Source organism: Ideonella benzenivorans, assembly GCF_020387415.1.
GTDB lineage: Bacteria > Pseudomonadota > Gammaproteobacteria > Burkholderiales > Burkholderiaceae_C > Ideonella > Ideonella benzenivorans.
The window spans coordinates 558,067-571,209 of sequence record NZ_JAGWCB010000007.1 but is presented as its reverse complement, the minus strand read 5'-3'; the positions used below and the strand labels follow the sequence as shown (position 1 = coordinate 571,209).

12 protein-coding genes and 1 pseudogene are annotated in these 13,143 nt (G+C 70.9%); 9 read left to right on the top strand and 4 right to left on the bottom strand.

Translation table 11 applies throughout. The annotated features are described in order from the left end of the window. Positions 1–135: 135 nt before the first annotated feature. Genes KGA65_RS05580 through KGA65_RS05570 form a run of 3 tightly spaced genes read left to right on the top strand, consistent with a single transcriptional unit; the run spans position 136 to position 3,250 of the window. Positions 136–831: a response regulator transcription factor gene (locus tag KGA65_RS05580; RefSeq protein ID WP_225862143.1), complete on the top strand. Its 696-nt coding sequence runs from the start codon at positions 136–138 to the stop codon at positions 829–831. After that, a complete protein-coding gene (locus KGA65_RS05575) occupies positions 809–2,158 on the top strand; it encodes a sensor histidine kinase (RefSeq protein ID WP_225862142.1) in 1,350 nt (449 codons plus the stop codon). The genes KGA65_RS05580 and KGA65_RS05575 overlap by 23 nt, the downstream gene beginning before the upstream one ends. A gap of 42 nt (positions 2,159–2,200) precedes the next feature. Next, positions 2,201–3,250 (top strand): DMT family transporter, encoded by a 1,050-nt coding sequence (locus tag KGA65_RS05570; RefSeq protein WP_225862141.1) that lies wholly within the window; start codon positions 2,201–2,203, stop codon positions 3,248–3,250. Between the two features lie 35 nt (positions 3,251–3,285). On the opposite strand, the gene KGA65_RS05565 is transcribed toward KGA65_RS05570, so the two are convergent. The 4 genes and pseudogenes from KGA65_RS05565 to ssuD form a co-directional block, all read right to left on the bottom strand. Further along, positions 3,286–3,624 carry a DMT family transporter gene (locus tag KGA65_RS05565; RefSeq protein ID WP_225862140.1) on the bottom strand — a complete coding sequence of 113 codons (339 nt, stop codon included), beginning with the start codon at positions 3,622–3,624 and terminating at the stop codon, positions 3,286–3,288. Between the two features lie 74 nt (positions 3,625–3,698). After that, entirely contained in the window at positions 3,699–4,877 is a 1,179-nt protein-coding gene (locus KGA65_RS05560; RefSeq protein WP_225862139.1) for an acyl-CoA dehydrogenase family protein, read from the bottom strand. A gap of 3 nt (positions 4,878–4,880) precedes the next feature. Beyond that, a complete protein-coding gene (locus KGA65_RS05555) occupies positions 4,881–5,750 on the bottom strand; it encodes an amidohydrolase family protein (RefSeq protein ID WP_225862138.1) in 870 nt (289 codons plus the stop codon). Beyond that, positions 5,747–6,888 (bottom strand): annotated as a pseudogene (gene ssuD, locus KGA65_RS05550) (FMNH2-dependent alkanesulfonate monooxygenase). The gene KGA65_RS05555 and the pseudogene ssuD overlap by 4 nt, the downstream one beginning before the upstream one ends. Before the next feature lie 226 nt (positions 6,889–7,114). On the opposite strand from ssuD, the gene KGA65_RS05545 reads away from it, so the two are divergent. The 6 genes from KGA65_RS05545 to KGA65_RS05520 are packed head-to-tail and all read left to right on the top strand — an operon-like array spanning position 7,115 to position 13,143. After that, complete coding sequence (locus tag KGA65_RS05545; RefSeq protein ID WP_225862137.1) at positions 7,115–7,930, top strand: MetQ/NlpA family ABC transporter substrate-binding protein; 816 nt, start codon at positions 7,115–7,117, stop codon at positions 7,928–7,930. 10 nt (positions 7,931–7,940) lie between these two features. Then, positions 7,941–8,774, top strand: coding sequence for a MetQ/NlpA family ABC transporter substrate-binding protein (locus tag KGA65_RS05540; protein ID WP_225862136.1), 834 nt, complete (start codon positions 7,941–7,943; stop codon positions 8,772–8,774). After that, positions 8,771–9,931, top strand: coding sequence for a methionine ABC transporter ATP-binding protein (locus KGA65_RS05535; protein ID WP_375142607.1), 1,161 nt, complete (start codon positions 8,771–8,773; stop codon positions 9,929–9,931). The genes KGA65_RS05540 and KGA65_RS05535 overlap by 4 nt, the downstream gene beginning before the upstream one ends. Beyond that, positions 9,921–10,583 carry a methionine ABC transporter permease gene (locus tag KGA65_RS05530; RefSeq protein ID WP_225862135.1) on the top strand — a complete coding sequence of 221 codons (663 nt, stop codon included), beginning with the start codon at positions 9,921–9,923 and terminating at the stop codon, positions 10,581–10,583. Before KGA65_RS05535 ends, KGA65_RS05530 begins: the two co-directional genes overlap by 11 nt. A gap of 27 nt (positions 10,584–10,610) precedes the next feature. After that, on the top strand, positions 10,611–11,882 hold the full coding sequence (locus KGA65_RS05525) for an SfnB family sulfur acquisition oxidoreductase (protein ID WP_225862134.1): 1,272 nt from the start codon (positions 10,611–10,613) through the stop codon (positions 11,880–11,882). A 10-nt stretch (positions 11,883–11,892) separates the two neighbouring features. Beyond that, entirely contained in the window at positions 11,893–13,143 is a 1,251-nt protein-coding gene (locus KGA65_RS05520) for an SfnB family sulfur acquisition oxidoreductase (RefSeq protein ID WP_225862133.1), read from the top strand.

Sequence of the window (13,143 nt, the reverse complement as noted above, 5' to 3'; positions counted from 1 at the left end):
ATTGAACGCGCCCGCCAGGCCGGGCGAGACCACAGGGAACGACGAAATGTTTCAGGATTGTCATGTGGTGCGCGCCCCTCCCGACCCTGCCTACACTGGCGCCATGCTTCGCCCACCCTGCCCGCCCGCCACCGCATGAGCACCCAACCCCTGATCCTCATCGTGGACGACGATGCCGAACTGGGCAGCATGCTGGTGGAGTTGCTGGGCCGCGAGGGCTGGCAAACCCACCAGGTGCTGACCGGCGCCGATGGCGAGCAGGCCCTGGCCAACCAGCAGCCCGAGGTGGTGTTGCTGGACGTGATGCTGCCAGACGCGAACGGCATGGAGCTGTGCCGCCGCTGGCGGGCCAGCCACCCCCTGCTGGGCCTGGTGATGCTGACCGCCCGTGGCGACCCGATGGACCGGGTGCTGGGGCTGGAGATCGGGGCCGACGACTACCTGGCCAAGCCCTTCGAGCCGCGCGAGCTGGTGGCCCGGGTGCGCGCCCTGCTGCGGCGCGGCGGCATGCCGGTGCGCAGCGCCCCGGTGCTGCGCTTTGCCGGGCTGCAGATCGACCTGGTGCGGCGCGAGGTGCTGGCCGACACCCGCCTGGTGGTGCTGACCGGCGCCGAGTTCAAGCTGCTGGTGGCGCTGGCCGAGCACCCGGGCCAGCCGCTGAGCCGCGAGCAGCTGAGCGCGGCCGTGCAGGCCGGCCCCTACCGCCCGCAGGACCGCACGGTGGATGTGCAGATCGCCCGCTTGCGCCGCAAGCTGCGCGAAGCCAGCCCCGGCACCGAATGGGTGGACACCGTGCGTGGCGAAGGCTATGTCTTCGCACCGCGCGGCTGACCCGGCCCACCTCGCCATGCCCGGCCGCCGCCTGTTCACCCGCTTCTTCCTGGCCCAGATGCTGATGGCCCTGGCCCTGACCGCCGTGCTGGGCGCGGTGTTCTTCCTGGAGCGCAGCCGGGCCATGGCCGAGCTGGTGGTGGACCGCTGGGCCCCGGCCCTGCGCCACGCCGCTGGCCTGCCGGCCGTGGACGGCCCCGAGCCCGTGCGCGACACACCGGTGCTGCAGTCGGCCGAGCGGCCCGCCCAGGCCGGCCGAGTGCCGATCTATGCCGCCCGGCTCACCTCGGTGCAAGAGGTGTTGGCCGCCCAGGGGCTGCCCCCGCTGGCCCTGGCGATGGACGCCCGCCAGCGGCCGGCGACGCTGTGGATCGAACTCGCCGGCCCGGCGGGTGCCGCGCCGCGCTGGTACGGCATCCGGGAACCGCTGATCGAGCCGTCCCCGCCGCTGCGCATCCTGGGCGTGACCGGCGTGGTGGTGGCGGTGGCCGCGCTGCTGGCCTGGTGGCTGGCGCGCTGGCTGACCCGCCCGCTGGACGCGCTGCGGCTGCATCTGGCCGGCTTCCGGCCGGGGCAGACCCGGCCGGACACGCCCCCGCCGCTGGCCGGTGCCAGCGAGGAGATCCTGGCCATTGACCAGGCCTGGCAGGAACTGGCCCAGCGCCTGGCCCGCTTCGAGCAGGAACGGGCCCTGATGCTGGCCGGGGTGTCGCACGACCTGCGCAGCCCGCTCGGCCGCATCCAGCTGGCCGCCAGCCTGCTGCCCGACACGCCGGAGGTGGCCCAGCGCCGGGCCAGCATCGAACGCAACGTGCAAGTGGCCGACCAGTTGATCCAGGGCTTCCTGGACCATGCCCGCATCGGCGCCCTGCCGCTGGACCAGGCCGTGGACCTGGCCGCGCTGGCCCGCCAGGTGGTGCTGCAGCGCCACGATGCGGCCGAGCAGGCCGGCTGCCAGCTGCGGGCCGAACTGCCGGCCACGCTGGTGCTGCCCCAGGCCCACCCCCAGCTGGTGGAACGCCTGCTGGCCAACCTGGTGGACAACGCGCTGCAGCATGGCGCCAGCCCGGTGACCGTGCGGGCCGGCCGGGAGGGGGCGCGGTTCTGGCTCGAGGTGAGCGATGGCGGCCCCGGCATCCCCGAGGCCCAGCAAGCCCTGGCATTGCAGGCCTTCTACCGGGGCGACCCCGGCCGCGCCCGCCCCGGCACCGGGCTGGGCCTGGCCATCGTGCGCGAGGCCGCCCAGCGACTGGGTGCGCGGCTCAGCTTCCGCCACGCATCACCGCAGGGCTTTGTCGTGCGGCTGGAAGGCCCGCTGACGCCCTGAGGGATCCGGGTCGGCATGGCGTGTTGTGATCCACTCCCCCCCATGTCCCTGCGTTCCGCCTCCCCCGCCCTCGCAGCCGCGCTGCTCTTTGGCGCCAGCACGCCCCTGGCCAAGCTGCTGGTGGGCGACGTGTCACCGCTGCTGCTGGCCGGCCTGCTCTACCTGGGCAGCGGCCTCGGCCTGGCCGGCCTGCTGCTGCTCCGCCTGGCCCGTGACCCCGCCACCTGGGCCCAGCTGCGCATCCCCCGGGGTGAGCAGCCCTGGCTGCTGGGGGCCATCTTCTTTGGTGGGGTGCTGGGGCCGGCCCTGCTGATGGGCGGACTCACCCACACCGATGGCGCCACCGCCTCGCTGCTGCTGAATGTCGAAGGGGTGCTGACCGCCGTCATCGCCTGGGGGGTGTTCCGGGAGAACGCCGACCGGCAGGTGGTGCTGGGCATGGTGGCCATCGTGCTCGGGGGGCTGCTGCTGTCGTGGGAGCCCGGCGGAGCCACGCTCTCCACCGGCGCCCTGCTCATCGTCGGTGCCTGTCTGTGCTGGGCCATCGACAACAACCTCACCCGCCAAGTCTCCACCCACGACGCGATGCTGGTGGCCGGCCTCAAGGGGCTGCTGGCCGGCAGCTGCAACACCGCGCTGGCCCTGGCCGGCGGTGCGGCGCTGCCCTCGCCGCTGGCCGCGGGCGGCAGCCTGCTGGTCGGCTTCGGCGGCTACGGGCTCAGCCTGGTGCTGTTCGTGGTCGCGCTGCGCACGCTGGGCACCGCCCGCACGGGCGCCTACTTCTCGGTCGCGCCGCTGTTCGGGGTGCTCATCTCGCTGGCGCTGTGGCCCCAACGGCCGTCCCTGCTGTTCTGGAGCGCCGCCGCGTTGATGGGCCTGGGGGTGTGGCTGCATGTGCGCGAACGGCATGCCCACACGCACGTCCACGAAGCGCTGGACCACAGCCACCGCCATGTGCACGACGCCCACCACCAGCATTCGCACGCGGCCGACTGGGATGGCAGCGAACCCCACACGCACCCGCACCACCACGCGGTGATGACGCACCGGCACCCCCACTACCCCGACATCCACCACAGGCATCCCCACTGAACGGGCGGGGCGGGGCGCGCCGGCCGGCGGGGCGCTCACTCCGCCCACTGCAGGCCGACGATACCCAGCACGATCAGCGCGATGCAGCCGATGCGCAGCAGCGACAGCGTTTCGCCAAAGGCCAGCAGCCCCACCAGCACCGTGCCCACGGCGCCGATGCCGCCCCACACGGCATAGGCCGTGCCGATCGGGATGACCTGCAGGGTCAGGCTCATCAGGTAGACGCTCAGCCCGCCGAACAGCAGCGCCGCGCTGGCAGGCAGCAGGCGGGTGAAGCCATGGGACAGCTGAACGGAAGTCGAGAACGCGACCTCCAGCAGACCGGACACCAGGATCAGGGTCCAGGCCAGCTTGGGCTGGGTGACGTCAAACATGGTGCACGGCGGACAAGGGGTGGCAAGCCGGCCAGTCTGCCAGAAGCCGCCGGGGCACGCCGGCCCGCCCCGTCTCAGGTGTAAGACGTGGGCGCCGGCACCCGCCCCTGCAGGTGGAAGTGGCCGATGTCGCGCAGCTTCAGGTCGACCGGGTCGTGCAGGGTGTGCACCCGCACGTTGCGCCAGAAGCGGTCCAGGCCCAGCCCGCCCTGGGTGGCCCCCGGCCCGGTGAGCTCGAACACCTCGCTGCTCACGTCCACCCCGGCCCGATGGGCCAGGACCTTGGCCTCGGCCGCGGCGATCGCCACGGCCCCACGCTCCTCGGCCGTCAGCGCCGCACCGCGGGCCAGCGCCACATCGGCCGCCTGCTGGGCCGCATCGGTGGCCAGCTCAGCCGCCCGGATCTTCAGCCACAGCTCGGCCCAGCGGTGGGCCAGCAGCGGCTCCTCGATCGCCTGGGCCGCGTTGCCGTTCGGCCAGGGACGCGTGCGCTCCCGCAGGTAACCCAGCGCCTGCTGATAGGCCCCCTGGGCCAGCCCCAGGTACAGATTGGTCAGGATCAGCTGGGCCAGCACCGTGCGCAGAGTGGCCTGCGGTGTGGGCGTCTCGCCGGGGCGTTGAAACACGGCGGCGTCGGGCAGCGGAACCTGCTCGAACGTGACGGTGCCGCTGTCGGTCTGGCGCTGGCCGAAGCTGTCCCAGTCCTCCTGCACCTGCACACCCGCCGCACGGGTGGCCACATGCCCCACCAGCTGACGTTCGCTGCCGTCGGGCTGCACCTCGACCGCGGAGAGCACCAGCCGATCCGAGCCCACCGACCCGGAGGCATAGCTTTTCACCCCGTTGAGCACCCAGCCCCCCTCCACCCGGGTCGCCTTCAAGCGGGTGTCCCGCGGGTTGAGCGCATTGCCCCAGAACCAGTGCTCGCGCAGCGTGCGCGGCAGCAGATCGGCCTGTTGGGCCGCACTGCCCCACAGCTGGATGGTCGCGATCTGCAGGTTGTGGAAGGCATAGACGTGGGTCAGGGCGCTGTCCACCTGGGCCAGCCGGCGCAGCACCTGGTACTGCGTCGACCAGGCCGCGCCCAGCCCGCCCGCGTCCTTCGGGATCACCAGCCCCAGCAGCCCGCTGTTGCGGATGGCATCCCGTTCCGCAGCGGCATGCCCGCCACGCCGGTCACGCGCCACGGCCGTGGCCGCCAGCCGCTCGGCCAACTGGGCCGTGACGGCCTGCACGTCAAGATCGTGAGACATGGTTCAAGACAGGTTGAACAGCCGGGCGGCGTTCTCGTAGAGCAGACGGTCCAGCGTCGATTCGGCGAACCCCAGGGCCAGGAAATCCTCGACCGACTGGCGGATGGGCCGGAAGGGGTAGGACGAACCGAACAGCAGCTGGTCGCCCAGGAAGCTGTTGGCCGCCTGGACCCAGGCCTCACGCCCCGGCTGGAAGAGGTACATGTCCGGCACCAGGTGCACGTTCTCGTAGCGGAAGGCCACGCCCAGGGCCTGCTGCACGTTGGGCCACCAGCCGTGGTAGCAGACGATGGGCAGGCTGGGAAACGCCTGCGCGACGCGGGCCAAGGGCGCCGGGTCGTTGTAGCGCAAGTCCGGCGTGGTCGGCCCGGTCATCAGGAACACCGGCACCTGCAGCGCCGCGCACAGTTCATAGACCGGGAAGTACACCCGGTCGTCGCAGTGGCGGGGCGGATCCCCGAACCCCGGCTCGATGTCGATGCCCGCCAGCCCCAGCGTGCGCACGGCCCGCTCGGCCTCGGCCAGGGCCGCGTCACGCCCCTGCAGCACCGGGTCCACCGAACCAATGCCGATCAGGTCGCGGTGGCCGCGCACGATGGCGTGGATCGTGTCGTTGGGCAGGTGCTGGCTGGGGGTGTGACGGCCCACCACCACCGCGCGAGAGAGGCCGCCTTCGTGGACCTCGCTGAGAAAGCCGGCCGGCGTGCGGGACCGGATGAAGTGCCCATCGTCCCCCCGGGTGCCAACCCGGCGGTTCAGCCAGCGGGCCACGGCCTCGCCTTCGGAGGCCGGGGTCTTGCCGAAGAAGTCATGCAGATAGGCAGGACGGCAGCGCATGTCGATCACGCGCGGCCAGGCGGTCGCTCCCTTCATGCCTTCACCGCCTCCGGCGCCGCTGCGGCGCGGATGTCAAAGGCACCGCCGGTGATGGCGGCCTCCCGCAAGGTGACCGGCTGCTTGCCCGGCAGCAGCGGGAAGACGAGTTCCGCGAAGCGGATGGCCTCTTCCAGGTGCGGATAGCCCGACAGCACGAAGCTGTCCACGCCCAGGTCCACATTTCCTTCAGGCGCTGGGCCACCGTTTCGGGGTCGCCCACCAGCGCCGTGCCCGCGCCGCCGCGCACCAGGCCCACCCCGGCCCACAGATTGGGCGCCACCTCCAGCTGGTCGCGCCGTCCCCCGTGCAAGGCCGCCATGCGGGCCTGACCCACGCTGTCCATCGTGGCGTAGTTGCGCTGGGCCGCGGCAATGTCCTCGTCGCTGAGCTTGCTGATCAGCTTGTCGGCGGCGGCCCAGGCCTCTTCATTGGTCTCGCGCACGATCACGTGCAGCCGCACCCCAAAGCGCACGGTGCGCCCGTGCTGGGCCGCCCGGGCCCGCACATCGGCGATCTTCTCGGCCACGGCGGCCGGCGGCTCGCCCCAGGTGAGGTAGGCGTCCACATGCTTGGCCGCCAGCGCATGCGCGGCCGGCGACGAGCCGCCAAAGTACAGCGGCGGGTAGGGCTGCGACACCGGCGGGAAGAAGTTCTGCGCGCCCTTGACCTGCACATGCGCGCCATCGAAGTCCACACGCTCGCCCTGCAGCACCCGGCGCCAGACGGTCAGAAATTCGTCGGCGGCGCTGTAGCGCGCGTCATGGTCCAGAAACACGCCATCGGCAGCCAGCTCGGTGGCATCGCCGCCCGGCACCACGTTCAGCAGCAGGCGGCCATTCAGGGCCTGATCCAGGGTGGCGGCCTGGCGGGCCGAGGCCGTGGGGCCGGACAAGGAAGTGCGCAAGGCCACCAGCAGCTTGATGCGCTGGGTGACGGGAACCAGGCTGGCGGCGGTGACCCACGGGTCCAGGCAGCTGGCCCCGGTCGGAATCAGCAGGCCGTCATAGCCCAGTTGCTCCGCCGTGACCGCGATCTGCCGCATGTAGGCATTGGTGGCCGGTCGGCCGGAATCAGATTTGCCCAGGTAGCGCGTGTCGCCCGAGGTGGGCAGAAACCAGAAGATGTCGAGGCTCATGGAGGGATCCTGTCAATGCCCGAGTGGCATCGAAGACGTCATTGCAGCGCAGCCCGTCCAGGCCGACCACGAACAAATCGGCGCTTGCATATCCGCTTCCCGAGCAAGGCGCACCGCCGCGCGGGACATGCGCTTTCCGCGCTACCAAGCACGCAATTCGACGTGGCGCTGCGCTGCGTGATGGGCTGGAATTTGGCCATCGAGTCCAACCCGAACACCGCTCACCATGCAGTCCCTCACCTTCCGTCTCCTGTCCGTCACCACGCTGCTCGCCGGCCTGTGGTCCTCCGCGCTCGCGGGCTCCCTGAAGATCGGTGTCGTGCCCGGCGCCTATGCCGATTCCGTGGCCACCGCCGCGAAGGAAGCCAAGAAACAAGGGATCGATGTCCAGGTCGTCGAGTTCACCGACTGGACCACGCCGAACGTCGCCCTCAATGCCGGCGACATCGATGCCAACTACTTCCAACACCAGCCTTTCCTGAACAACGCCATCGCCAAGCAGGGCTTCAAGCTCAAGAAGGTGGCTCCGGGCATCCTGTCCAACATGGGCTTGTATTCACTCAAGCACAAGTCGATCTCGGAGGTGCCCGTGGGTGGCAAGGTGGGCATTGCCAATGACCCGGTGAACCAGGGGCGTGGCCTGCTGCTGCTGCAAAAGGCCGGGCTCCTCAAGCTCAAGCCTGGCGTGGGCTACCTCGGCTCGCTGCGCGACATCACCGAGAACCCCAAGAAGCTGCAATTCGTCGAAGTGGAAGGCCCGCAGCTCACCCGCATCACCGGGGATGTTGACCTCGCGCTGGGCTATCCGCACTTCATCGTGGCCGCCAAGGCCTTCGACGCTTCCAGCGGTCTGGCCTATTCGGGCATCGAGGACGCGCAGTTCGCCGTCAGCTTCGTGGCCCGCACCGACAAGGCCGACAACCCCGACCTGAAGAAGTTCATCCAGATCTACCAGCAGTCGCCGGAGGTCCGCGCCGTGATCCACAAGGCCTTCAACAACGACCACCGGCTGTACGCGCTGGCCTGGCTGAACACCAAGTGAGGAGACCAGCATGACCTTCTCGACCCTCTCCACGACCCTGCGCAAATGGGGCTGGTGGGTGGCGCTGAGCGCGCCCCTGCTGGCAGCCCAGGCCGGCACGCTGAAGATCGGCGTCGTGCCCGGCGTGTTCGCCGACACGGTGAAGATCGCCGCCCAGGAAGCGCAGAAGGAAGGCCTGGCGGTGAAGCTCATCGAGTTCACCGACTGGACCACGCCCAACATCGCGCTGAATGCGGGCGACATCGACCTCAACTACTTTCAGAACCAGGAGGCCAACGCCGCGCAGAAGTTCCATCTCAAGGCGGTGGATGCCGGCATCCTGTCCTACATCGGTCTGTACTCGAAGAAGTACCAGCGGGCTGCCGATCTGCCCGTCGGCGCCACGGTGGCGATCGCCAGCGATCCGGTGAACCAGGGCCGCGGCCTGCGCCTGCTGGAGAAGGTGGGGCTGCTGCAGCTCAAGCCGCAGGCCGGGCTGCTGGCCAAGCTCAGCGACATCGCGGCCAACCCGCGACAGCTGAAGTTCAAGGAAGTCGACGGCCCGCACCTGGCCCAGGCCACCCAGGACGTGGACCTGGCCCAGGGCTACCCCTATTTCATCATCGCGGCCAAGGCCTTCGACCCCTCCAGCGCCCTGGTGCTTTCGCACGGCGAAAGCGATCGCTTTGCCATCCACTTCGTCGCCCGGGCCGACAAGGTGGCCAGCCCGGACATCCAGCGCTTCATCGCCATCTACCAACAGTCCCCGGCCGTGCGCCGCTACATCGACCAGTTCTACGGCGGTGACAAGCGGCTCTACCGACTCGCCTGGCTGCCGGCCAACGCTCAAGGAGGCGCCCTGTGAACTTCTCCGTGCTGCAACGCGCCCCGCTGGTGCCGCCCGAGGGCGCCGCCCTGCAAGCCGGCGTGACCACCGCCGCCCCGGCGCCCACGACGCCACAGGCACCTCGCGGCGCGGTCCGCTTCGAGGATCTGGGGAAAACCTACCGCAGCGCCGCCGGCCCGGTGCAGGCGCTGCAAGGCATCTCGCTGGACATCGCCCCTGGCAGCATCTTCGGCATCATCGGCCGCAGCGGCGCGGGCAAGTCCAGCCTGCTGCGCACCATCAACCGGCTGGAACAGCCCACGGAAGGTCGGATCCTGATCGACGGGGTCGACATCGCCACGCTGGACGCCAAGGCGCTGGTCGAGCTGCGCCGCCGGGTCGGCATGATCTTCCAGCACTTCAACCTGCTGTCGGCCAAGACCGTCTGGGACAACGTGGCGCTGCCGCTGCGCGTGGCCGGCGTGCCGGGCGCGGACATCACCCGCCGCGTCAACGAAGCCCTGGCCCTTGTGGGGCTGGAGGGCAAGCACCGCGCCTACCCACAACGTCTCTCGGGCGGCCAGAAGCAGCGCGTGGGCATTGCCCGCGCCCTGGTCACCCGGCCGGAAATCCTGCTCTGCGACGAGGCCACCTCCGCGCTGGACCCGGAAACCACCCAGTCCATCCTGGGCCTGCTCAAGGACATCAACCAGCGCCTGGGGATCACCATCATCCTGATCACGCACGAGATGAGCGTGATCCGCGAGATCGCCGACCGGGTGCTGGTGCTGGAGCAGGGTCGCATCGCAGAGACCGGCCCGGTCTGGCAGGTGTTCGGTCAACCCACCCACGACGCCACGCGGGCGCTGCTGGCCCCGCTGCAACACGAGCTGCCGGAGGACCTGAAGGCCCGCCTGCACCGCCACCCGCCGGCCGGTGCCCCGGCCGTGCAGCGGGTGCTGCAACTCAGCTACACCGGCGCCCAGGGGCTGGAGCCGGACTTCGCCGCCATCGCCCAGGCCCTGCAAGGCCCCGTGCGGCTGGTGCATGGCGGGGTGGACCGCATCCAGGGCCATGCCCAGGGCCGCTTGCTGATCGCCGTGGATGGCGCGGCCCCCCTGCCCGCGTTCGACACCCTGACCCGGGGCGCGCACCCGATCGCCCACCACATCGAGGAGCTGGGCTATGTCGCTTGAACTGTCCTTGGATGCCCAGACCTACGTCGACGCGCTGCTGGACACCCTGCAGATGGTCGCCATCTCCGGCGGCTTCGCGCTGCTGGCCGGCATTCCGCTGGCCGTGCTGCTGATCGCCACCGCGCCGGACGGCTTCCGCCCCTCGCCGCGCCTGAACCAGGCGGTGGGCAGCGTGGTCAACGGCTTCCGGGCCACGCCCTTCATCGTGCTGCTGGTCGCCCTGCTGCCCTTCACCCGCCTGGTCGCGGGCACCACCATCGGCGTGTGGGCGGCCATCGTGCCGCTGGCCATCAGCGCCACGCCCTTCTTCGCCCGCATTGCCGAGGTGAGCCTGCGCGAGGTGGACCATGGCCTGATCGAGGCCGCCCAGGCCATGGGCTGCCAGCGCTGGCACATCGTGCGCCATGTGCTGCTGCCCGAGGCCCTGCCCGGCATCGTCGGCGGCTTCACGATCACCCTGGTGGCGCTGATCAGTTCTTCGGCCATGGCCGGTGCCGTGGGCGCCGGCGGCCTGGGCGACCTGGCCATCCGCTACGGCTACCAGCGCTTTGACACCCAGGTGATGTTGATCGTGATCGCGATCCTGATTGGCTTGGTCACGCTGGTGCAGTTCAGCGGTGACCGGCTGGTGCAGTGGCTGCGCCACCGCTGATGTCCCTCTCTTTCCACCGAGTCCCCCATGAGCACCGACACCCTGCAACCGCCCCGCGAGGCCACCCTTCCCCCAGCCGCCGAAACCCGGCGCCCCCGCCCGCCTGCCGAACCACGCCGCCTGCGCAGCAGTGAAGAAGCGCTGGAGGCCGCGCAGGCGCTGGCCGATGCCTTCCGCCCCGGCGCCGCCGAGCGCGACCGTGAGCGACAGCTGCCCTGGGACGAGATCGAGCGCTACACCGCCAGCGGCCTGGGCACGATCACCGTGCCACGCGCCTATGGCGGCCCGGAGCTGCCGTTCACCACCTTGGCCGAGGTCTTCGTCACCCTCTGCGCCGCCGACCCGGCCCTGGGCCAGATCCCGCAGAACCACTTCGGCGTGCTGGGCATCCTGAAGGAAGCCGGCAGCGAAGCCCAGAAGCAGCGCTTTTATGGTGAGGTGCTGGCCGGCTGGCGCATGGGCAACGCCGGCCCGGAGCGCAAGTCCAAGGACAGCCCCACCATCCTGCAGGGCGCCACCACGCTGCGCCGGACGCCGCAGGGCCTGCGCCTGAGCGGTCACCGCTACTACTCCACGGGCGCCATCTTTGCCCACCGCATCCCCACCCGGGCGGTGGATGAACAGGGCCGTCCGGTGCATGTGTGGGTGCCGCGGCAGGCCCCGGGCGTGCAGATCATCGACGACTGGTCCGCCTTCGGGCAGCGCACCACCGCCAGCGGCAGCGTGGTGTTCGACAACGTGCCCATCCCGGCGGAAGACGTGCTGCCGCTGTGGCCGCTGGCCGACCGGCCGGGCCTGGCCGGCCCCAGCTCGCAGCTGATCCAGGCCGCCATCGACCAGGGCATTGCCGAAGCGGCGGTGGCCGACGCCATCACCTTCGTGCGCGAACGCGCCCGGCCCTGGGTCGACTCGGGTCTGCAGCACGCCACCGACGACCCCTACCTGATCGCCGACGTGGGCCGGCTGCAGATCGACCTGCACGCGGCCCGCGAAGTGCTGCTGGAAGCGGCCCGCACGCTCGACGAGGTGGCGGCCGCGCCGGTCACGGCCGAGTCCAGTGCCCGCGCCTCGGTGGCGCTGGCCGAAGCCAAGGTGCTGACCACCCGCATCGCCCTGGAAGCCAGTGAAAAGCTGTTTGAGCTGGCCGGCTCGGCCGCCACCCGCGCGACCCACAACCTGGACCGCCACTGGCGCAATGCCCGCGTGCACACCCTGCACGACCCGGTGCGCTGGAAGCTGCACCTGATCGGCAACCACCGGCTCAATGGCGTGCTGCCGGCCCGCCATTCCTGGAACTGAGACCCTTGCCATGACCCTGCTTTACGCCCCTGTCCCGGTGGACAGCCACCCCACCCCTGCCGCCGCGCCCCGGCAGGTTCCCCACCGCATCCGCAACGACGCCGAGGCGCTGGAGACCGCGCGGCGCCTCGCTGCCGAATTCGCGCCCGACGCGGCCCGGCGCGATCGCGAACGCCTGCTGCCCTGGACCGAGTTGGACACCTTCGTCGCCAGCGGCCTCTGGGCCATCACCGTGCCCAAGGCGTTTGGCGGGCCGGGGGTTTCCGCCGGCACGCTGGCCGAAGTGGTCGCCCGCGTGGCCGAGGGGGACAGCTCGCTGGCCCAGATCCCGCAGAACCACTTCTACGCGCTGGAGGTGCTGCGCGTGGGCGGCAGCGAAGCCCAGCAGCGCTTCTTCTACGGCGAGGTGCTGGCCGGCCGGCGCCTGGGCAACGCCCTGGCCGAAATCGGCCACAAGGACTTCCAGCGCCGCACCCGCCTGATCCCCGATGGCGACGGCTGGCGCATCCAGGGCCGCAAGTTCTACTGCACCGGCGCGGTCTACGCGCACTGGATCCCGACCCTGGTGGTGGCCGAGGAACAAGGGCAGCCGGTGCAGTACCTGGCCTTCGTGCCCCGTGACGCCGCGGGCGTGGACATCACCGACGACTGGGACGGCTTCGGCCAGCGGGTGACGGGCAGCGGCTCGGTGACCTTCGACCAGGTGCGGGTCGAGGCCGACTGGGTGGTGCCCTTCCAGACCTCCTTCGAACGGCCCACCACCATCGGCCCGGTGGCTCAGCTGCTGCATGCAGCCATCGACATGGGCGTGGCCCGCGGGGCGCTGGCCGCCACCCTGCCCTTCGTGCGGGAGCATGCCCGGCCCTGGATCGACGCCAAGGTCAGCCGGGCGGCCGAGGACCCGCTCTTGATCCAGCAGGTCGGCGAGACCACCGTGAAGCTGCGTGCGGCCGAGGCCCTGGTGCGCCGGGCCGCGCGTTTCGTCGATGCGGCCCAGGCCGCGCCCGGCGAGCGCAGCGTGGCCGAGGCCTCCATCGCGGTGGCCGAGGCCCGGGCCCTCACCACCACCGCCGCGCTGGATGCGTCCACCCGCCTGTTCGAGCTGGGCGGCACCGCCGCCACGCTGGACCACCGCGGCCTGGACCGCTTCTGGCGCAACGGCCGCACCCACACCCTGCACGACCCGGTGCGCTGGAAGTACCACGCCATCGGCAACTTCTTCCTCAACGACCGCATTCCGCCGCGTCACGGCGCACTCTGA

Bases quoted from the DNA above. Each gene is read 5' to 3' on its own strand.
- KGA65_RS05580 (WP_225862143.1), top strand. From the start codon at position 136: ATGAGCACCCAACCCCTGATCCTCATCGTGGACGACGATGCCGAACTG.
- KGA65_RS05575 (WP_225862142.1), top strand. From the start codon at position 809: ATGTCTTCGCACCGCGCGGCTGACCCGGCCCACCTCGCCATGCCCGGC.
- KGA65_RS05570 (WP_225862141.1), top strand. From the start codon at position 2,201: ATGTCCCTGCGTTCCGCCTCCCCCGCCCTCGCAGCCGCGCTGCTCTTT.
- KGA65_RS05565 (WP_225862140.1), bottom strand. From the start codon at position 3,624: ATGTTTGACGTCACCCAGCCCAAGCTGGCCTGGACCCTGATCCTGGTG.
- KGA65_RS05560 (WP_225862139.1), bottom strand. From the start codon at position 4,877: ATGTCTCACGATCTTGACGTGCAGGCCGTCACGGCCCAGTTGGCCGAG.
- KGA65_RS05555 (WP_225862138.1), bottom strand. From the start codon at position 5,750: ATGAAGGGAGCGACCGCCTGGCCGCGCGTGATCGACATGCGCTGCCGT.
- KGA65_RS05545 (WP_225862137.1), top strand. From the start codon at position 7,115: ATGCAGTCCCTCACCTTCCGTCTCCTGTCCGTCACCACGCTGCTCGCC.
- KGA65_RS05540 (WP_225862136.1), top strand. From the start codon at position 7,941: ATGACCTTCTCGACCCTCTCCACGACCCTGCGCAAATGGGGCTGGTGG.
- KGA65_RS05530 (WP_225862135.1), top strand. From the start codon at position 9,921: ATGTCGCTTGAACTGTCCTTGGATGCCCAGACCTACGTCGACGCGCTG.
- KGA65_RS05525 (WP_225862134.1), top strand. From the start codon at position 10,611: ATGAGCACCGACACCCTGCAACCGCCCCGCGAGGCCACCCTTCCCCCA.
- KGA65_RS05520 (WP_225862133.1), top strand. From the start codon at position 11,893: ATGACCCTGCTTTACGCCCCTGTCCCGGTGGACAGCCACCCCACCCCT.